Genomic DNA, 19,407 nt, shown 5'->3' with positions numbered 1-19,407 from the left:
CGGGCTTTTCCCGCATTTGCTACACCGAAAACCTCGCTACCAGACGATTAAGGCCTACGGCCAATTGCGACAGCTCGTTGCTGGCCAGAGAGGTCTGGCTGGCCGCTGATGAGCTTTGTGAAGACAGATCGCGGATGCTCACCAGGTTCTGGTCAACCGAGCGCGCGACTTGCGCTTGCTGCTCTGAGGCAGTGGCAATCAGCATGTTTCTCTCATTGATGTCGGAGATAGCCGCGGTGATTTCTTTGATCGCGATACCGGCCTCATGGGCAATCTGCAAGGTTGACCCGGCTTCAAGCGTGCTTTGTTTCATCGACTGCACCGCCAGCGTCGAGTCTTTCTGGATGCCCTGAATCATCTGCTCGATTTCCCGGGTAGACGTCTGGGTTCTGTGGGCCAGTGCACGGACTTCATCGGCTACCACGGCAAACCCGCGACCTTGTTCACCGGCACGTGCTGCTTCGATGGCGGCGTTCAAGGCGAGGAGGTTGGTTTGTTCGGCGATGGAGCCAATCACATCCAGCACCTTGGCAATGTGCTGTGCCTGGTTGGCCAGGCCTTCCACTTCAGCGCCGGTGCGCTCAACCGTTGTACTGAGTTTTTCCAGCGAGGCGATGGTCTGGCTGACGCGCTCCTGTCCGGTCCGGGCCGAGCGTTCTGATGCCTGGGTTGATTGCGAGGCAGCAACCGCATTGCGTGCGACCTCTTCGACAGCAGCGGTCATCTCGTTGACGGCCGTGGCCGCTTGCTCGGTTTCCATACTCTGACGCTGGATACCGGCATTGGATTCTTTGGTGATCGAGCTCATTTCCTCGGCAGCGGAGGCAAGCTGCCCCGATGAGTCCGAGATGTGCTGGATTGTGCCTTTGAGACTCGCCAGCATCGTTGCCGTGGCAGTCTGCAGCTCGGTCATTTCATCTGCGCCGCTGATTTCGACCGTGGTGCGTAAGTCGCCGTCGGCAATCTTGCGGGTGGTGATCAACAAGGTTTGAATCGGCTGGGTAATACTCCGGGTAAAGGCCACGGCAACGAATACCGTTACAAATACCGCGATAACAATGAATATCATTGATATGTAGCGCCCGCTGGTAAAACTTTCATCAGCGATCGCGCCGGACTGGACTGCGCCTTTCTCATTAATGCCAATCAACTCTTCAATGGATGTTTGCAGTGCGACGGCTTGCGGCTTTGTGGTGTCCTGGATAAAGACGGACATTTCCTGATAAGAACGTGTCTTACTAAGCTCCATGAGTTCGTCAATTTTGTTTTGATAGGCGCTGACATTGGCCGCTACTTTATTGAATAGCTCTTTCTCTGCCGCATCGGAAACCATCGGCGCATAGTCTTGAGTGGCTTTACTCAGGTTAGCTTTCAACTGATTGATTTTTTTGATCGACGCTTCGGCCAGGCGCGCGTCGTCCATGACGAATCGCCTGGCATCCAGCCGATAAAGGAGCATCGCGGTCTCTATCCTGCTGGCCTGTCTGACGCTGGGCAGCCAGTTATTTTGCAGGTCGGACGCGGAGTCATGTATGTCGTCCATTTTGAGCAGCGAGGCAGCGCCAAGGCCGATCAATAACGAACAGATGATGCCGAAGCTGAACAGGGCTCTGGTGGTCAGTTTTATATTTCTTGTTTTCATGCCGAGATACCTCGAATCGCCACACTGCGATAGCTGAGATTCAACTGATCTATCTCGTGGCGACTTGCCATCAATGTAGTCGTCACGATGTGAAAAAACCATCGCCTGTGTAAAAAAGTTTTGTTGTTTACACAGGGCGGGTTATTCAAGTCCATCGGCATTTATAACTGAAACTTTAAGGGCCTCAAGAAGCGGTTTATTTGACGCCATTAAATATTAATTGGATCCACTTGGCTAACTTTAAAGTTGCGAAGCTAACTAACTATTGGTGTTATGTTATATCTGTTGCGCCTTGCGATGTATCAGTAAAGAGTAATGCCTTGAGTCCACCTTCGACTTCGGCATCCGGGAACTCCGGCGGGTTCGCCAGGCGTTGCTCGAAGCGTAGGGCCGGAGCTTCGATGGCGGTGTGGTCTATCAGGAAACTGGAGCCCACGCTGGGTTCGTTCATGCAGGCCAGTACCTGACCGCCCGGCACTAGCAGCTCGGGCATACGCCGCAGTACTTTCTGGTAATCCTTGTCGAGCAGGAAGCTGCCGCGCTGGAAGGACGGCGGGTCGATAATAATCAGGTCGTAAGGACCGGATTTTTTGACCTTGCCCCACGACTTGAACAGCTCATGATCCAGAAAGCTGACGTTGCGCAAGTCGTGATGATTAAGGCGATGGTTGTCGCGGCCGCGGGTGAGGGCCGCCCGGGACATGTCCAGGTTAACCACATGTTCAGCGCCGCCTGCGATGGCCGCGACCGAAAAGCCACAGGTGTAGGCAAACAGGTTCAGTACCCGCTTGCCTTGCGAATGAGCGCGTACCCAGTCGCGCCCGTAACGCATGTCCAGGAACAGACCGCAGTTCTGCTTCCTGCCCAGATCGACCTTAAAGTGCAGTCCGCTTTCAGTGATTTGCCATTCTTCCACTCGCTCACCCAACAGCCACTCAGTAGTGCTTTCCGGCAAGTAGCGGTGTTGTAGCAACAAGGTATGTGCCTGGCTGTTCAGCCATTGGGGCGTGCGGGTCAGTTCCAGCAGCAATTCAGTCAGCGCTTCAAGCTCGGCCTTTGCGGGCTCGCGGAACAGCGAAACCAGGACCACGCCCTGCATCCAGTCGACGGTGACCTGCTCAAGTCCTGGCCAGACGCGGCCTCGGCCATGAAACAAACGCCGGGTTTCATTGGGCGCGGTTTGCAGGGCATCAAGCAGATGCTGGTTAAGGATGGCGAGTGCTTCTGGGGTCATGACAGGCGATCAGTGGCGAAAGGGCGCGACATGTTAAACGTTATCGATGCCTGACGGGCAGCGGCGTCAAGCCGGGTGGCTGATCAGGTACAGGCAGATCGACAGCGTCACCAGCGAGCCGAGGGTAGAAACCAGAATCGTGCTTGAAACCAGTGACGCCTCGCGCTTGTAATACTCAGCCAGCATGAACGGGCCGGTGCCGGTGGGCAGGGCACTGAGCAACAGGGCGGCATTGGCCCACAGGAGCGGCACGTCGAAGACATGAAACACCAGCACCCAGGTCAGCAGCGGGTGGCCGATGAGTTTGATCAGAACCAGTAGCGATGTCCCCTCGCGTGTCCCTTGCTGTTTTTCGGCGAGGAACAGGCCAAGCGCGACTAGTGCGCAGGGGCTGGTCGCCGCACCCAAGAGGCTGAGCAGTTTTTCCAGGGCACCGGGAAGCGGCGCGCCGGTGCTGGCCCATAACGCGCCAAGGAGCGGAGACACCACAAGAGGGTTTTTCGCCAGCGCCAGGAACACTTTGAAGGCAATACGGTGCGGCCTGCGTTCGGTTTGCAGCCCGACTTCCACGCAGACCAGCGCCAGGCCAAATAATACGCATACCACCAGAAGCGCCCCGACCAGCGCCGGTTCCAGTCCATCCTGGCCAAGCACCATCACGCACAGCGGGATACCGATATAACCGGCATTGGCATAGGAACCACCGAGCGCGTCGATGCTGGCGTCGGTCAGATTAGTGCCTTTCTTCCAGCGCAGCAGCAGCGTGATGACGAATACCGACAAGGTGCTCAAGGTGAAACCGATCACGAACCCCGGGTGCCAGATCTGCTCCCAGGTGGAGGTTGCCGTCACGCTGAACAGCAGTGCTGGCAAACACAGCCAGACCACCATCCGGTTGATTTCCGATGCAGCGTTGGGGCCTAGCCGGTTCGTACGACGGCAAATGAACCCCAGCAGGATCAAGGCAAAAATCGGCAGTAATACGTTGAGAACAGCAAACATTCAGGCCAGACCCGTTGCGCACAAACAGGCTGGCAAGGTTAAGCACGAAAATCGTTAGCGTCCAATCTATTTTCCGTCGCCGTGCGTTCAATACACCTGCGGGATGATCAGCTCACTTGGCGTTGGCACACGGCTGTAGTCTTCGCGGCGCTGCCGCTCAGGCAGCTCAATGGCGGGTTGCTCGACTTCTTCGTAGGGCATCTGCCCGAGCAGGTGATGAATGCAGTTCAGGCGCGCAGTCTTCTTGTCGTCAGCCTGCACGACCCACCAAGGCGCTTCGGCGATGTGGGTACGTTCAAGCATGATTTCCTTGGCTTTGGTGTAATCCTCCCAACGCCGACGAGACTCCAGGTCCATTGGGCTTAGCTTCCATTGCTTGAGCGGGTCATGGATGCGGCTAAGAAAGCGCAGGTGCTGCTCCTGATCGGAAATCGAGAACCAGTATTTGATCAGTTGTATACCGGAGCGAGCGAGCATGCGTTCAAACTCGGGGACGGTACGGAAGAACTCTTCGTACTGATCGTCATCGCAAAAACCCATGACCTTTTCGACACCGGCACGGTTGTACCAGCTGCGGTCGAACAGAACGATTTCTCCGGCGGCAGGCAGATGAGAGACGTAGCGCTGGAAATACCACTGAGTGCGTTCACGATCGTTGGGCGCGGGCAGCGCGGCGACACGGCAGACCCGAGGGTTAAGCCGCTGGGTAATACGCTTGATCACCCCACCTTTACCGGCAGCATCGCGGCCCTCGAAAAGGATCACTACTTTGTGACCGGTCTTCACCACCCAGCTTTGCAACTTGACCAGTTCGCCCTGCAGACGAAACAGCTCGCTGAAATACAGGTGGCGGGCCTGTTTCTCGTCGCTGTCACTGATGTCGCTTTCGAAAAGCTTGTCGAGGCTGTACTCGTCTTCAGCCAGTTCGAGTTCCAGCTCTTCGTCGTTGTGATCGAGCAGTTCACGGTGGATGCGACGCGCGAGATTTTCGTGGGAAGGAGACATGTCGGGCGCTCACCTGTAGGAAAAGTCCTCAGATGTTAATCAGGCTACATGACGCAAAGGTGACAGTTTGAAGACTTAGCGTGGCATATAACGACGTTGCCAGCGGTGGGGGATAAACAGCGTCAAAAGCCCGAGCAATGCGGCAAATGCGCCACTGATCAGCAGGGCATTGGCTCCCAGGCGGTTTTCCAGCAATGCACCGATGACGGCGCCCATGCACATGCCCGCCCAAGGCACCAACTGTATCCGCCAGCCGTCACGGCGTTCGCCCAGCATCCAGCGCCCGAGGCCGCGCCCGAAACGTGACAGGGCGCCTGTCACATACGTCAGCCCCACCGGCAGCCCGTTAACCTGTTCGACGGCCGCATTGAGCATGCCCATGGCCAGAATGGCCGCCATCACAGTAAGAAGTTGCGAGCCCATCGGCCATGCCGCAGCAGCACACAGCAGCATGCCGATACTCAGCAGCAAGGGCAGGGCGCGTCGACCGGCGAGTCGGGCGACAATGACACCCAGTGCGTTGCCCGCCACAAAGGTGATGATTGCCAGCAACAGGCGGGACGTGGTGTTCAGGTCGCCATCGCTGATCGCCACTGCAAGGCGCGTAGTGTTGCCGCTCATGAAAGAGACGTAGTCACCGGTCGCCATAAACCCTATGGCGTCGGTCATGCCCGCAAGGATCGAGAGGCAGGCCGCCAATGACATGCCCACACGGCCGCGCCATTTCTGCATGTGCAGATGCTTCAGGTTAGCGCTGGCACTGACGGTAGAAGGAAGCATCGAAGGTCCCTGCATTGATCACTGGTTCAGACACGAGCAGTGCGACGCTTAAAGCGCTTTGGCGCGAACGATCCGCTTGGCTTTAATTTCATCGGCATAGGCTTTGAGCTGATCGGCATCGCCATACAACCGGTTGACCAGTTGCAGGATCGCTGTGACGTCGACATCAGTCATTTGTTCGGCAAGCTTGAGTATTTCGTTGGCAGTGCTTTCAAGATTAGCGGCCGTCCCTTTCAGGTGGCGCTTGAGTTCCTGGGTTGGCTTGTTCAGGGCCATGATTGTTCCTTCTTATTAAGTACCGTCGATTTCTATGCGGTGGAGCATCGCTTTTTCTGGGGGAACAAGCAATCAGACCTAATGATGAAGGGCTCTGAAACGGTACAAAATCCGTAGCAGGCAACTTGTTGGCGAGAGGCTTGACGCGTTGATTCAGGCCTGACGCCTCGCGAACAAGTTCGCTCCTACCGGTTCGCGCTGGGGCTGGTAGGAGGCAGCCCGTAAATAGCTTCAAGGGCGGATCAATCATCCCGAGTCAAAACTTCCAGCAATTCAATCTCGAAATGCAAATCAGACCCAGGCTTGATATGTGCGCCCATCTGCCGATCGCCGTAGGCCAGATGTGCAGGCACGAACAAGGTGCGAATACCACCGACTTTCATGCCCATCAGGCCTTGATCCCAGCCCTTGATCACACGCCCGGTGCCGATCACACACTGGAACGGCTTGCCGCGCTCATGGGAGGAATCGAACACGGTGCCGTCTTCAAGCTTCCCGGTGTAGTGGGTGGTGATCAGCGCGCCTTTGACGACTGCCTTGCCGTCACCGGTGCGGATGTCTGTGACCAGCAATTCGTTGCTCATGGTGCTTTCTCTAATAAGGCGACAAGGGCGGCTTTTTCTCAGGAAAGCGTCAGTGGTGCAAGGGGTTTGATGAGGCGATCTATCGCCAGCCCTGCTAAAGCTGGGTTGATTGTAGGAGCGCGCTTGCCCGCGATGGCGTCGGTACAGGCGAAAATTCTGTCGACTCTAAAATCGCATCGCGGGCAAGCGCGCTCCTACAATTAAGCGTGTCTGCAACTCTGTAGCGCAGGGTTGGCAAGGCCGGGTAATCTCCTGTGCTATTCCGCATTTTTTCGAATCAGAAGGGAGTAATAGAATGACCAACGCCACCGCTTCAAAAGTCGCACTGGTCACGGGCGCAGGCAGCGGCATTGGGCGTGCTGTTGCGTTGGGTTTGCTGGAGGATGGCTACAGCCTGGTACTGGCCGGGCGTCGTCAGGCGCCGTTGGACGAGCTGGCATCTATTATCGGCGAGGCGGGTGGCAAGGCCATTGCCGTGTCCACCGATGTCCGCGATCCGGCGAGTGTCGATGCGCTGTTTGCCAGAATCGAAGAGGCTTATGGACGCCTGGACGTCTTGTTCAATAACGCAGGTGTTGGCGCTCCGGCCGTTCCGGTGGATGAGCTGGACGTCGAGAAGTGGCTGAACGTGATCAACACCAACGTGACTGGCGTATTTCTCTGTGCCCGTGCCGCGTTTGGCCTGATGCGCAGGCAGGTACCGCAGGGTGGCCGGATCATCAACAACGGTTCTATATCCGCTCACACGCCACGACCGTTCAGTTCGCCTTACACCGCCAGCAAACATGCAGTGCTCGGGTTGACCAAGACGTTTGCGCTGGACGGTCGGGAATACAACATCGCTTGCGGGCAGATCGATATCGGCAATGCGTTGACCGAACTCGCTGCACGCATGACCACCGGGGTACGGCAGGCCAATGGGCAGACCGCCGTTGAGCCCATGATGGACGTCAAGGAAGTTGCCGATGCGGTGCGTTATATGGCGAGTTTGCCGCTGTCGACCAACGTGCTGAATATGACCGTCATGGCCACCAACATGCCGTTCGTTGGTCGCGGCTAGGTGCGATAGCGGCTTAGTTCAGGTTCTGGCTGGCGACAACCATGGCTTGGGCGATGTTGGTTTTTTCCGCCTCAGTGAAACCGTCCCATACATGCACCTTGGCGTAGTAGCCCAGGCCGGCCAGGGAGTAGAGGCTCAGGGTGAACACGATGAAGATGGTCACAAACGTCCAGCGGCCGCCGTCGCTCTCTTCACGGGAGGAGAAGTTCTCGGTGTAGGTGTCGTTGCCGTTACGCGATACAGCGTTGGCAGCCAGGCGTTTGAACCATTGGAACAGGTAGATCATGACGAGTCGCAGCATGGGATTAGCCTCAAGTTTTAAAAGTGTGCAGTAGGGCGCCCAGCGGGCTGGCCCGAAATCGTCGTTGGCGCTCAGGGCGCGCTCGGCTACAAATGCCGAAAACGAAAAAAGCCCGTCTATGACGGGCTTTTCTTTTTATAAATCTGGTCAAGTCGCCGGGCTTCGAATTCCATGACAATTGATGTCGTTGAGGTTCGATTCCGCGTCCGCTTACCGGTATTGCAACATTTTAGAACAAATGGTTTTTCCGATCCATGACCGTTCGGCGGTTGTCAGACAACTAGTTGAATTTGTGGTGTGGCATTTTGTCGCGTAAAGGGCTGGCTGATATTGCGGTCACTCCGGAGAGCAAATCGACCGGCCCTTTGCTCCTCTAGCGGGCTAACAATGCGGCATAACGCTGGAGATCCACATTGCCGCCGCTGATCAGAATTCCGACTTTCTGGCCTTTGAGCTGGTCTTTGATCTGCAAGGCCGCAGCAAAACTCAGGCAGCCGGTGGGCTCGACGACCATTTTCATTCGCTCGGCATAAAAGCGCATGGATTCGATCAACTGTGCATCCGAGACTGTAAGGATGTCGTCGACGTCACGGCGGATGATCGGAAAGGTGTGGTTGCCCAGGTATTGCGTTTGCGCGCCATCGGCGATGGTATCGGGAACTGCGATGCGCACGATTTCACCCGAGCGGAACGAGCGCTGCCCGTCATTGCCAGCTTCCGGTTCCACGCCATATAGCTTGCAGGCAGGGGACAGGGCGCGGGTAGACAAGGCTGAACCTGCCAACAGTCCGCCGCCGCCCAGGCAGACCAGCAGCGTATCCAGCGGGCCGACTTCTTCAAACAGTTCCTTGGCGGCGGTGCCTTGCCCTGCAATCACGTCCGGGTGGTCGTACGGTGGAATCAGGGTCATGCCCAAACGTTCGGAGTGCTCGCGGCCAATGGCTTCGCGGTCTTCGGTCTGGCGGTTGTAAATCACCACGTTCGCACCGTATTCCCGGGTCGCAGCAATTTTTGCCGGCGGCGCGTCGTGGGGCATGACGATGGTGGCCGGAATGCCCAACAGCCGGGCGGCGAGGGCGATGCCCTGAGCATGATTGCCGGAGGAAAACGCTACGACACCCCGCTTGCGCTGCTGCTCGTCAAATTTGGCCAAGGCATTGAATGCGCCGCGAAACTTGAAGGCACCGACTCGCTGCAGGTTTTCGCATTTGAAGAACACCTGTGCGTCAAACAGGCTGTCCACTGTGCGGGAAGTCAGTACTGGCGTGCGGTTGGCCTGACCGACCAGGCGTGTGGCGGCGTCTTCAACATCCTGATAAGTGGGAAGGGCAAATGTGTTCATGCTGGTAATCCTTCTCGAAATGAAAAGTATCAGGCCGCAATGGCCATGGCTTCGACTTCCACCGCGCAGCCGTAATGCAACTGGGCTACGCCCGCAACGGCTCTGGCTGGACGGTGCTCCCCCAGCCATTGGCTGTAGAGGCGATTGAACAGCGGCCATTGCTCGATATCCGTGACGTAGACCCGGACCTGCACCAACTGCTGTTTACCGATGCCTGCTGCACCCAGACAGCTGTCCAGATTGAGCAAGACTTGCCGGGTCTGATCTTCAAACGAGGCATTTGCCAGATGCGCGCCGTCGGCAGTGATTGGCAATTGCCCGCTGATCATCACGAAGCCGTTGGCGATGGACACGTGCGAGTAGTGCCCTGCGGGTGGGCTGATGGTTTCGCTGTTCTTGCAGAGGATTGGCTGGGGCATGGCGTTCTCTCGTGGAAAGACAGATTTGAGTGTCGGCAGTGTGGCTACTTCAGGTAGCTATAGGCGGCAGCCCGGGATACGCCGAGGTGTTGCGCAACCACTTCCATGGACTTGCGCATCTCCAGCACCCCCGATGCCTTCAACTCTCTGAGCAACACACGACGCTCATCGGCCTTGAGTGAGCGGGGCGTGCTTGCCGAGCGGCCGGCGAATTCGTCGATTCGTTTGCGAATGCTCTGGGCGCTGTCCACTTCGAGGCTCTCGTCCACGCTGCAGTCCACCCGCGTGAACTGCGCCATGGCCGTCTGTACGCCCTGAAACAATGTCAGATCGACGTTCATGCACAGCGCTGCAACGTACTGACCCTTGAGGTTGCGAATGCCGATCGAGGTACTTTTAGCCTGTCGTCCATCAGGGAAATGATTGGCGTAGCTGGCGATGACTTGCGGATAGGCCGGGTCAGCAATTCGCGCCAGGCCAAGCTCGGTGGCCGGGTCGCCGACTTTGCGCCCCGACAGGTTGTTATGAATGGCGTAGATCGCGTGATCCGGGGTTTGCAAGTCGTGCACGACCACTTCGCAAAACGGCCCGAAGGTTTCGCCCAGGCCTTGAGCGACCTGTTTGAGTTGTTCGAGCAGGTTGCGGGTTTCTGCTGATGGGTTGGGCATGGCTAAGAGTGTCTTGATAAATTATTAAGACAAAGTATCCAGTAATTGACGAATAGTAAAGATTGCTGGCTGTTTGATTCTGTTGGAGCGCGCGCCGTGCCCACGACGCACAGCTGTCGCGAAGCAAACGCGTGCCGCTGTAGGAGCCAACTTGTTGGCGAGACGTCAGACCTGCATAGTCGGAATTCCGCTTCACCAACAAGCTGGCTCCTACAACGTCTGAGTTTCAATCCATCATTGGAATGTCGTTGATGAAAGCTGGCGCAGGCCATCAGCGATTAGCTCTATGCTTATGCGAATCAGGTATTAAATTTAAATAAAACAGAAGGTTAAGCTATATATCAACAAGCCCATTCAAGGCCGTATTCGATGTATCTCTGCCCCGTTAGATCTGCTCTGGAAGGTCCGCAATGACCTTCGACTATGCATTCGCGTTATCCACGTTACCTGCCTTTCTCAAAGCTGTTGGCGTCACGTTGCAGGTGGGGCTGATCGCCATTCTCACTTCGTTGACAGTCGCGATCATCAATGCAGCGATTGCCACCTTCAAGGTGCCGGTATTGCATCGGCTGGTACCGGTTTACGTGGAGCTGGCGCGTAATACGCCGCTGCTGATTCAGCTGTTTTTCATCTACTTTGCCTTGCCGAGTATCGGGATCAGGATTTCCGGATTCGCCTCGGCAGTTATCGCCATGACGTTTCTCGGCGGAGCCTATCTCACCGAGATTCTGCGTGCAGGGATCGAAGCGGTGCCCAAGGCACAGATCGAGTCCGGGTTGTCTATTGGCTTGTCGCGCTGGCAATTATTGCGGTATGTGATTCTGCCGCAAGCCGGCATCCTCAGCTTGCCAGCGCTGTTCGCCAACTTCGTCTTTTTGCTCAAGGAAACCACCGTGGTTTCGGCGGTCGCGGTACCGGAAATTCTATACACCACCAAAAGCTACATCGCGCTTTACTACAAAACCTACGAGATGCTCGCGGTCATGACCGGGCTGTGTCTGTTGGTATTCCTGCCACTGTCGCTGTTGTTGGGCCTTCTTGAAAGGAGGCTCCAGCATGGCCAGTTCGGGTCTTGATCTGCTCTGGGTGTCCGCGCCGCAACTGGTCACCGGGGCGAGCCGCACGCTGGGTATTTCACTGCTGGCGATTCTGTTCAGCAGCATCGGCGGGTTGTTCTATGGCGTGCTGCGCAGCCTTGGCAAACGCTGGCTGGATGTGCCGCTGCGGATTTATCTGGAGCTGTTTCGGGCGATTCCGGTACTGGTCTGGCTGTATCTGTTCTTCTTTGGCTTGCCGATTTTTCTCGGCTTGAGCATCCCTGCACTCTGGTGCGCGGTGCTGGTGTTGTCCTTGTGGGGCGCCAGTGAAGTCGGTGAGGTCGTGCGCGGCGGGTTGCGTTCCATCCCACGCGGGCAGCGCGAAGCAGGCCTGGCAATCGGGCTGAGGCTGGTTCAGCTTTACGGTCGTGTCCTGCTGCCCCAGGCCTTGAAGCGCCTGACGCCGCCGGTGATCAACGTTTACACGCGGGTCATCAAGACCAGCTCGCTGGCGGTGCTGATCGGTGTGGTGGATGTGACCAAGGTGGGTCAGCAGATCATCGAGCGGACCTACGAATCGGTGCTGATCTACGGCTTCCTGTTTCTGTTCTTTTTCTTTGTTTGCTATCCGTTGTCGGCCGCGTCCCGCGTGCTTGAGCGGCGCTGGAGCCACGCATGACTGCATTGATCGAACTGTCCGGTTTCAGTAAAAGCTTCGGTGATACACCGGTTCTCCAGTCCGTTGACCTACAAGTGAGAGAGGGCGAGGTGGTGGTGATCCTCGGGCCAAGCGGTTGTGGCAAAAGTACTTTGCTGCGCTGCCTCAACGGTCTGGAACTGGGCCACGCAGGCAGCCTGCATTTTGCCGGCAAGGCGCTGCCTGCCAACGCGGACTGGCGCAAGGTCCGCCAGCAGATCGGCATGGTATTCCAGAGCTATCACCTGTTCCCGCACATGACCGTGCTCGACAACATTCTGCTTGGCCCGCTGCAAGTACAGAAGCGCGCAGTGGGCGAGGCTCGGCAACAGGCTGAAGCCTTGCTGGAGCGAGTTGGTCTGGCGGACAAGCGCAATGCGTACCCGCGTGAGTTGTCCGGAGGGCAGCAGCAACGCATCGCCATCGTTCGTGCGCTGTGCATGAACCCCAAAGTCATGTTGTTTGATGAAGTCACCGCTGCTCTTGATCCTGAAATGGTCAAGGAGGTGCTGGAGGTCATCCTCGACCTCGCGCAAGGCGGCATGACCATGCTGATCGTCACCCACGAAATGGCTTTTGCCCGTGCCGTGGCGGATCGAATCCTGTTCATGGACCGCGGCCGCATCGCGGAACAGAACGACCCCGAAACTTTCTTCAGCGCCCCGCAGACCGCACGCGCGCAGCAGTTCCTGGAGAGGTTCTCCTACGTGGAAAATATGCCAAAAAGGAAAGCATCGTGAGTTTTAAAACTGCCCTCGTTATACCGCTGATTACCCTGAGTCTGCTGGCGGGTTGCGACAAACCCGCTGAACAGAAACCTGTCGCCAAGGCTGCACCGTCACCGTCCAGTAGTTACCTGGAAACCATCAAGGCCCGTGGCAAGTTGATTGTTGGCGTATTCAGCGACAAACCGCCATTTGGCTTCGTCAGTGAAAAAGGTGAATACGTCGGTTTCGATACCGATCTGGCCAAGCGTTTTGCCAAGGATTTGCTCGGCGACGAGAAGAAAATCGAGTTCGTGGTGGTGGAGCCTGCCAGTCGGATTCCGTTCCTGCAAAGCGACAAGGTTGACCTGATTCTGGCCAACGTGACTGTCACCCCGGAGCGCCGCGAAGCCGTGGAATTCACCAACCCGAACCTGCGCGTTGCAGTGCAGGCCCTGGTGCCTGATGCAAGCCCGGTGAAGTCCCTTGATGATCTCGCTACCAAGACCACCATCGTCACCACCGGCACCACGGCTGATGTCTGGCTGACCAAGAACCACCCTGACTGGAAAGTGCTCAAGTTCGACAAGAACTCCGAGTCGCTGCAAGCGCTGGCCAATGGTCGTGGTGATGCTTACGCTCAGGACAATCTGGTGCTGTTCAGCTGGGCGAAGAAAAACCCTGGCTACCGGGTGCTCCCGGAAAAGCTGGGTGATGAGGCCCCTATTGCGCCAGCGGTGAAAAAAGGCAACATCGAACTGCGTGACTGGATCAACGCCGAGCTGGCGAAATTGGGCGAAGAGAAATACCTGCTCAAACTGTACGATCAGTACGTACGTCCGGAACTGGCTGAAGGTACCGATCCAAATTCAGTGATCGTTGAAGGCGGTAACTGGAAGCCTTGATCTTCAGGTTTTAGTCAGTAGCAAACACGAACCGGCCCAGTGCCGGTTCGTTGCGTCTGGCCTGCCGCCTCGCGAACAACATGCAAGCTAATGGACCGAAATGCATTTTCTGTAGGAGCTGCCGAAGGCTGCGAAGCGTTTATCCTGACACACCGCGATCGCAGCCTTCGGCAGCTCCTACAGGCCCTATGTGTGCCATGGACACAGGGCAGCTCCTACCGGTTTGCTCTGAGTCAGGCAGGAGACAGCCAGGCCGTGATCAATCAATGCCACGGATGCTGCGGGCTATCGATAGGCCGCAAGCCATGCTGACGAAACAGCTCGCCATAGCCGCCCACCAGAAACTGGCCACTGCGTTGCAGCCAGTCTTCGCGGCGTTCCTCGTACACACGGGGGATGTAATACCAGGGCAAGCCAGGGAGGTCGTGATGAATCAGGTGCAGGTTCAGATTCAGGAACAACCAGCGCCACGGCCAGCCTGCTTCGTTGATGACCGAACGATGCTCTGGCGATGACGCGGGACGGTGTTCATAAAAGGACCGCACCATGGACAACGCCAAGGCGAGGACACTGGCCAGCAAGTATTCGAGTACGCCGATACCGCCTTGTGCCTGGACGAACAGCAGCAAGCCGACCGCACAGGCGATGTGAGTCAGCCACATCAGCCACGCCTGTATTTCCCCTTTGCGTAACCGTTGCAGTTCCACCACTGCAAGGCCGATCAGCGCTATCAGTGGGCCTACCAGCAATCGACCATAGAGGGTTTTGTTCAGCCAATGCAGGCGGCGCGAGCCTGCGCTGTTCTTTTCCCAGTGCTGTTCGCTGAAGTAGCGGCTCTCAGGATCACGCTGCGGCAGGGTCAATTCTTCATCGCGGTGATGCAGCAGATGACTGTCGCGATACAGGGTGTAGGGATACCAGATTGCCAAGGGCGCATAGCCCAACAGCTTGTTCACCCACAACCAGCGAGTAGGGTGGCCGTGTAGCAATTCGTGCTGCACCGACATCCAGAATGTGATGACGGGTACCAGCAACATCAAGGTCAGGCCACGGCCCAGAAGCGCGGAGTAATGGACCAGGCTGAACCACGCCGCATAGGTCCCGATCAGCAGCAGCCAGGTTGGCCAGTCGGTGCGCGCGGTCCATGTCGAACGGAGCTGTGATATGCGCTGTTGGTGCGTGGCATCTAGATAGTTGGGCATGTGTGCAGCCGAAGAAGGCAGTAGGGACCAAAGGTCCAGTCGCCGCACAGTAGCAATTCTGGTTATTTCTGAATAATCACTTATAGGTACATTTATATAGCGTCAGGTAATTAAAAAATGGCGCCTCTCAAGTCATTTTTCATCACGATGCGCAGGCAATAGATAACGTTTCATTGTGGTTTCCTGCGGGAGGGGAAACAGTCTGCCCGCGCGGCTCCGGCCTGTCTGCTTATGCAATGAGTGCGGGGCGCTTATAACCGGTCCGGTTATAAAGTTATGTGATCTGTGAATTGGGCTTTCAGGAGCGGTTTGTTCACATTGAGTGCTGCATGTTCAGCTTCAGGTCATCAGCATGGCGACAATTGATTTACCCAACGGCACCCACTTGCACTACGAGGTGACGGGCGAGGGCCCTGCATTATTGGCGCTTGCCCCGGGTGGTTTGCTTTCCCGGGCGCAGTTATGGATTCATCGTGAGGATGGACGACCGAGGGGGCTGGTCGATCCCGTGCACGCCTTTTCAGCACGCTTCAAAGTGATCACGGTTGATCAGCGCAATACCGGCGGATCTCACGCGCCCATTACGGCGCACGACGGCTGGGATGAATATGCCCAGGACAATCTGCAATTGCTGGACGCTCTGGGTATCGAGCGATGCCATGTCTTGGGTGCCTGTATCGGGCCGTCGTTTGCGTTGAAGATGATTAGCCTGGCACCGCAGCGTTTCATGTCTGCTGTATTGCAGCAGCCGATCGGCAAAACTGCCGAGAATCTCGAACTGCGGCGGGCGTCATTTCAGACCTGGGTCAAAACCCTCCATCAGCGAAACGTTTTCCCGGCGCAGAACGTCTTGCGAGCCATGGAGCACAACCTGTTTTCCACCGATTTCGTCTACAGCGTAGATCGGCAGTTTGTCAGTGCCTGTACGACACCTCTGTTAATCCTGCCCGGCGACGATGCGCGGCATCCACGAGTGATCAGCGAGGAGATCCTGTCCTTGGCGCCTGATGCTCAGGCATTTGAAGATTGGCAGAGCGCTGCCGGTCAACTGCGCTACGCAACGACCCTTGAACAGTTTTTCAATCAGCATACTTCCAGTCAGAACACTTCCAATCAGAACACTTTTAATCAGAGCAAAGAGCAGAGCCCGCCCCATGACTTTTCCTGACTTTAAACGTACCGGCCTGGCCATCGGCCTGGTCGTGGCGATGACCCAGACAGCACTCGCCGATCAGACCTGGACGACCATTCAGGAGCGTGGAGTGGTGCGTATCGGCGTCAACCTCAGTGGTTTACCGTTTGGCACCTATGCTACCGGCACTCAGCGCCCGATCGGTTTTGCGGTAGAGCTGGCTGAAGACATTGGCAAGAAGCTTGGGGTCAAGACCGAAGTGGTGCCCGTGGTCGCGGCTAATCGAGCGGTATTTCTCCAGCAAGGCAAAGTAGATCTGCTCATCGCCAACATGACGGTGACTCCGGAGCGGGCACAGCAACTGGACTATGTGCCAACCCCTTACGAGCAGTTGGGCGGAGCGTTGGTCGCACCAAAGAACTCCGGTTTCACGCGCTGGGAAGATTTGCGTGGCAAAACCATTTGTATTTCTCAGGGCGCCAGTTTTCAGCAGCCTCTAACCCGTGACTATGGTGTGCAGCTCAAAGCATTCAGGGCTCAGTCGGAAGTGCTGCTGGCCTTGCGTGGGCAAAGTTGTGACGGCGTGGTGCTGAACAGTCCGATCATGCACGAGTTGATGCGCCAACCTGAATGGGCGGGTTTCGAAATCCCGATTGGTGAAGATCTGGTGCCCGCAGATTCGGTCATCTGGTTACGCAAGGAGCAGCCGCAGACGCAGCAGGTTCTGGACCGTATAGTGCGCGACTGGCATGGCAGCGGCTGGCTGCTTGAAGAAGGGCGCAAGTACCAGATGGCGGCATCGCCGATGATCGTTGAGCTGCATGAGCGGTATCGTAATGCTCCACGCTTGATTGCGCCCGTGACGCCTTGAGGCATTCGACAGGAGAACGAGGGATTTCATGACGACACTATCAGTCACACCGGCAGAGGGTTTGCTGGACGAGCCGCGACGCATCGCTGTCGAAGGTCTCAAGCCTGCTCAAAGCGTCGTGCTCTCTACTCGCACGTTGCGTGGCAATGGGCAGCATTGGGTCAGCTCCGCGACGTACGTTGCCGATGCCGGCGGGCGGGTGGATCTGGAGCGAGATGCTCCCGTGTCTGGCAGCTATCAGGGTGTCTCTGCGTTGGGCCTGCTCTGGAGTCAGCGGCCTGAAGTTGAGGGCGCCGCCGATGTGTTCCCGGATGACGTATTGCAGCCGTTGGTGACGCGGATTTTCGTTGAGGGCAGTGATCAGGAGGTGGCGTTGATTCAGCGCCTTGCCGCCCCAGGCGTGACTCGTAAAGAGGTCCGCGAGGACGGCCTGGTCGGCACACTGTTTACGCCGTCAGGCAACGGGCCACATCCCGCCGTTATTGTGCTGAATGGCTCGGGTGGCGGGATCAACGAGCCTCGGGCTGCGCTCTACGCATCACGAGGTTACGCCGCATTCGCACTGGGGTATTTCAAAGCACCGGGTTTGTCGCCTTACATTTCAAATACGCCGTTGGAGTATTTCGTGGCGGGTTTGAACTGGGTTCGTCGAGAGGTGCAACCTGCCCATGATTTTGTTGCGCTGAGCGGCCAGTCGCGGGGTGGTGAATTGGTACTGTTGCTCGGCAGTCTGTTTCCTGAAGCGGTGTCGGCGGTCATTGGTTATGTGCCCAGCGCTTTGGTGCATGGCGGGCAGGCGGCGGCAGATCCGGCGGTAGGCCGTGATGGACCGGCCTGGCTTTATGGAGGCAAGCCATTGGTGCATCTGTGGAACGACAATAAAACCGCTTCCTGGGCTGCCAAAGATGCCGGTTTACGTAATGCCGAATCGATCAGCACCGCGCTACTGGACCATGAGGCCGTGAAGCGGGTTGCCATCCCGGTAGAGAAAATCCAGGGGCCAGTCTTGTTGCTCTCTGCTGGCGACGACGCTGCATGGCCTTCAGCGCTGTTTTCGAGAATGGCGTTGCAGCGTCTTCAAGAGGCGGGTCATCCCTGGCCGGTGCAGCATCTGGATTTTGAACACGCCGGCCATACCATCTTGCTGCCGCACATACCCGCCACCTACAGCGTTGACGGAACACCTGCGGCGAATGCCGAAGCCAACGAGCAATCATGGCGAGCGGTAAAGGCGTTTCTCGACGAAGCGGTCAACGCCCGGGCTGCAAAAGAGTCGTGATCAGATCTTGATCGGCTGTGGCGCCTTGACCGTGGTCCGGCGCCCCAGTACCACAGTGCCCACAACGCCTGCTGCAAACACCCAGGTCAAAGGGTCGATGTGCTCACCGAACCACAGTGCGGAAAAGGCGATCGTGAAGAAGATCTGCAGCAGTTGAACCTGCCCGACCCGGGCGATGCCGCCCATGGCCAGACCCGCATACCACGCAAAGAAACCGATAAATTGCGAGAACAGGGTGACGTAGCCGAACGCCCACAAAGTCGGCGCGCTGATCGTGCCTTGATGCTGCGAAGCAAGGTACAGAACAGGGCCCAGCAGTAAGGGAAAAGCCAGCACCAATGCCCAGCAGATCACTTGCCAGCCACCCATTTCTTTAGCCAGACGTCCACCCTCGGCATAGCCCAGACCGCCAAGCGCGATGGCTGCCAACATCAACAGATCGCCACTGCTGACACTGCCTGCGCCTTGGATCATGGCGTAAGTCAGCACCAGCACGCTGCCCAGTGCCGCGCATGCCCAGAATGCTTTGGAAGGCCGCTCATGGTGCAGCCATGCGGCGTACATGGCGACGATCAGCGGTTGCAGGCCATTGACCAGTGCGCCGTGGGAAGAGGGCAGTGTTTGCATCGCCCATGATGACAGGACGGGGAAGCCGACAATCACGCCGAGGATCACAAAACACAGGCCTTTGAATTGCTGCAACGTCGGCCATCGCTCGCGTCGCCAGAGCAGCAGCGCGGCAGCAGGAATTGCCGCGACAAGCGCCCGGCCCAGGCCGTTAAGCAAAGGATGAATTTCCTCGACCACGATGCGGGTCATGGGCAGTGTCAGGCTGAAAATTATAACGCCGAGCAGGCCCAGGGCCATGCCGGTGTTAACGCGAGATTTCATAAACGGCTCGTCGTTCAGGGATGCGGGCCGGTATTTAGCCATAGAGGCGCACTGTCCAAGCGCTACAGAGAGCGACAGAGTGGGCAGTACACTTTGCGGGTGTGGGATCGCCGCTGTTTGCAACGGGAGGGCGGTGTTTGTGACGATGCAGGTTTGTCGACTGTACTGGCGCCTTCGCGAATGAATTCGCTCCTACCGGATTTGCGCTGACGACGTGAGACCGGCTCCCACGGGAGTGGGTATTCACCACCGCTCGCAGGATCGTGCAATGAACAGCGCCAATCAGGCAAACGGTGTGAGGTCAGCGACAGTACAATTTCGGGGCACTGAAGTAGCACCTCTGGTGACCACTTACGTCGCATCAATGCATGTCTCG

21 protein-coding genes are annotated in these 19,407 nt (G+C 57.1%); 8 read left to right on the top strand and 13 right to left on the bottom strand.

Translation table 11 applies throughout. The features are described from left to right. Positions 1-19 precede the first annotated feature (19 nt). From EE949_RS07355 to EE949_RS07325, 7 genes are all read right to left on the bottom strand, one after another. Complete coding sequence (locus EE949_RS07355; protein WP_122663671.1) at positions 20-1,642, bottom strand: methyl-accepting chemotaxis protein; 1,623 nt, start codon at positions 1,640-1,642, stop codon at positions 20-22. A gap of 271 nt (positions 1,643-1,913) precedes the next feature. Beyond that, positions 1,914-2,876, bottom strand: coding sequence for a class I SAM-dependent methyltransferase (locus EE949_RS07350; RefSeq protein WP_122663670.1), 963 nt, complete (start codon positions 2,874-2,876; stop codon positions 1,914-1,916). Positions 2,877-2,942: 66 nt separating this feature from the next. Beyond that, on the bottom strand, positions 2,943-3,878 hold the full coding sequence (locus tag EE949_RS07345) for an AEC family transporter (RefSeq protein ID WP_122663669.1): 936 nt from the start codon (positions 3,876-3,878) through the stop codon (positions 2,943-2,945). 87 nt (positions 3,879-3,965) lie between these two features. Then, on the bottom strand, positions 3,966-4,883 hold the full coding sequence (ppk2, locus tag EE949_RS07340) for a polyphosphate kinase 2 (protein ID WP_122663668.1): 918 nt from the start codon (positions 4,881-4,883) through the stop codon (positions 3,966-3,968). 75 nt (positions 4,884-4,958) lie between these two features. Then, positions 4,959-5,663: a YoaK family protein gene (locus EE949_RS07335; protein WP_122663667.1), complete on the bottom strand. Its 705-nt coding sequence runs from the start codon at positions 5,661-5,663 to the stop codon at positions 4,959-4,961. 48 nt (positions 5,664-5,711) lie between these two features. Continuing rightward, on the bottom strand, positions 5,712-5,939 hold the full coding sequence (locus EE949_RS07330) for a hypothetical protein (RefSeq protein ID WP_122663666.1): 228 nt from the start codon (positions 5,937-5,939) through the stop codon (positions 5,712-5,714). A gap of 242 nt (positions 5,940-6,181) precedes the next feature. Further along, positions 6,182-6,523 carry an FKBP-type peptidyl-prolyl cis-trans isomerase gene (locus EE949_RS07325; protein ID WP_122663665.1) on the bottom strand — a complete coding sequence of 114 codons (342 nt, stop codon included), beginning with the start codon at positions 6,521-6,523 and terminating at the stop codon, positions 6,182-6,184. 295 nt (positions 6,524-6,818) lie between these two features. On the opposite strand from EE949_RS07325, the gene EE949_RS07320 reads away from it, so the two are divergent. Beyond that, positions 6,819-7,583 carry an SDR family oxidoreductase gene (locus EE949_RS07320; RefSeq protein ID WP_122663664.1) on the top strand — a complete coding sequence of 255 codons (765 nt, stop codon included), beginning with the start codon at positions 6,819-6,821 and terminating at the stop codon, positions 7,581-7,583. 13 nt (positions 7,584-7,596) lie between these two features. Here EE949_RS07320 and EE949_RS07315 read toward each other — a convergent pair whose 3' ends face one another. From EE949_RS07315 to EE949_RS07300, 4 genes are all read right to left on the bottom strand, one after another. Beyond that, positions 7,597-7,884 (bottom strand): hypothetical protein, encoded by a 288-nt coding sequence (locus EE949_RS07315; protein WP_122663663.1) that lies wholly within the window; start codon positions 7,882-7,884, stop codon positions 7,597-7,599. Between the two features lie 373 nt (positions 7,885-8,257). After that, entirely contained in the window at positions 8,258-9,226 is a 969-nt protein-coding gene (locus tag EE949_RS07310) for a threo-3-hydroxy-L-aspartate ammonia-lyase (protein WP_122663662.1), read from the bottom strand. 29 nt (positions 9,227-9,255) lie between these two features. After that, positions 9,256-9,645: a RidA family protein gene (locus tag EE949_RS07305; RefSeq protein ID WP_122663661.1), complete on the bottom strand. Its 390-nt coding sequence runs from the start codon at positions 9,643-9,645 to the stop codon at positions 9,256-9,258. Positions 9,646-9,689: 44 nt separating this feature from the next. Further along, on the bottom strand, positions 9,690-10,313 hold the full coding sequence (locus EE949_RS07300; RefSeq protein ID WP_122663660.1) for a helix-turn-helix transcriptional regulator: 624 nt from the start codon (positions 10,311-10,313) through the stop codon (positions 9,690-9,692). A gap of 410 nt (positions 10,314-10,723) precedes the next feature. Between EE949_RS07300 and EE949_RS07295 the strand changes: the two genes are divergently transcribed. The 4 genes from EE949_RS07295 to EE949_RS07280 are packed head-to-tail and all read left to right on the top strand — an operon-like array spanning position 10,724 to position 13,656. Further along, positions 10,724-11,389 (top strand): amino acid ABC transporter permease, encoded by a 666-nt coding sequence (locus EE949_RS07295; protein WP_122663659.1) that lies wholly within the window; start codon positions 10,724-10,726, stop codon positions 11,387-11,389. Continuing rightward, on the top strand, positions 11,370-12,029 hold the full coding sequence (locus EE949_RS07290) for an amino acid ABC transporter permease (protein WP_122663658.1): 660 nt from the start codon (positions 11,370-11,372) through the stop codon (positions 12,027-12,029). The genes EE949_RS07295 and EE949_RS07290 overlap by 20 nt, the downstream gene beginning before the upstream one ends. After that, the gene (locus tag EE949_RS07285) at positions 12,026-12,787 is read left to right on the top strand and encodes an amino acid ABC transporter ATP-binding protein (protein WP_122663657.1); all 762 of its coding nucleotides are present in this window, start codon (positions 12,026-12,028) and stop codon (positions 12,785-12,787) included. The genes EE949_RS07290 and EE949_RS07285 overlap by 4 nt, the downstream gene beginning before the upstream one ends. After that, on the top strand, positions 12,784-13,656 hold the full coding sequence (locus tag EE949_RS07280) for a transporter substrate-binding domain-containing protein (RefSeq protein WP_122663656.1): 873 nt from the start codon (positions 12,784-12,786) through the stop codon (positions 13,654-13,656). Before EE949_RS07285 ends, EE949_RS07280 begins: the two co-directional genes overlap by 4 nt. A gap of 263 nt (positions 13,657-13,919) precedes the next feature. On the opposite strand, the gene EE949_RS07275 is transcribed toward EE949_RS07280, so the two are convergent. Further along, positions 13,920-14,858 (bottom strand): fatty acid desaturase, encoded by a 939-nt coding sequence (locus EE949_RS07275; RefSeq protein ID WP_122663655.1) that lies wholly within the window; start codon positions 14,856-14,858, stop codon positions 13,920-13,922. A gap of 352 nt (positions 14,859-15,210) precedes the next feature. On the opposite strand from EE949_RS07275, the gene EE949_RS07270 reads away from it, so the two are divergent. From EE949_RS07270 to EE949_RS07260, 3 genes are read left to right on the top strand one after another with little or no spacing between them, the layout of a single operon-like run. Then, on the top strand, positions 15,211-16,026 hold the full coding sequence (locus tag EE949_RS07270; protein WP_122663749.1) for an alpha/beta fold hydrolase: 816 nt from the start codon (positions 15,211-15,213) through the stop codon (positions 16,024-16,026). Continuing rightward, positions 16,013-16,861: a transporter substrate-binding domain-containing protein gene (locus tag EE949_RS07265; protein WP_240350331.1), complete on the top strand. Its 849-nt coding sequence runs from the start codon at positions 16,013-16,015 to the stop codon at positions 16,859-16,861. The genes EE949_RS07270 and EE949_RS07265 overlap by 14 nt, the downstream gene beginning before the upstream one ends. A gap of 28 nt (positions 16,862-16,889) precedes the next feature. After that, complete coding sequence (locus tag EE949_RS07260; protein WP_122663654.1) at positions 16,890-18,140, top strand: acyl-CoA thioesterase/BAAT N-terminal domain-containing protein; 1,251 nt, start codon at positions 16,890-16,892, stop codon at positions 18,138-18,140. Here EE949_RS07260 and EE949_RS07255 read toward each other — a convergent pair whose 3' ends face one another. Further along, the gene (locus EE949_RS07255; RefSeq protein WP_122663653.1) at positions 18,141-19,031 is read right to left on the bottom strand and encodes a DMT family transporter; all 891 of its coding nucleotides are present in this window, start codon (positions 19,029-19,031) and stop codon (positions 18,141-18,143) included. It lies immediately after the preceding gene. Positions 19,032-19,407: the final 376 nt, after the last annotated feature.

The organism is Pseudomonas viridiflava (genome assembly GCF_900602065.1).
Lineage (GTDB): Bacteria > Pseudomonadota > Gammaproteobacteria > Pseudomonadales > Pseudomonadaceae > Aquipseudomonas.
The sequence above is the reverse complement of the archived record's forward strand: the minus strand, read 5'-3'. Positions and strand labels throughout refer to the sequence as shown.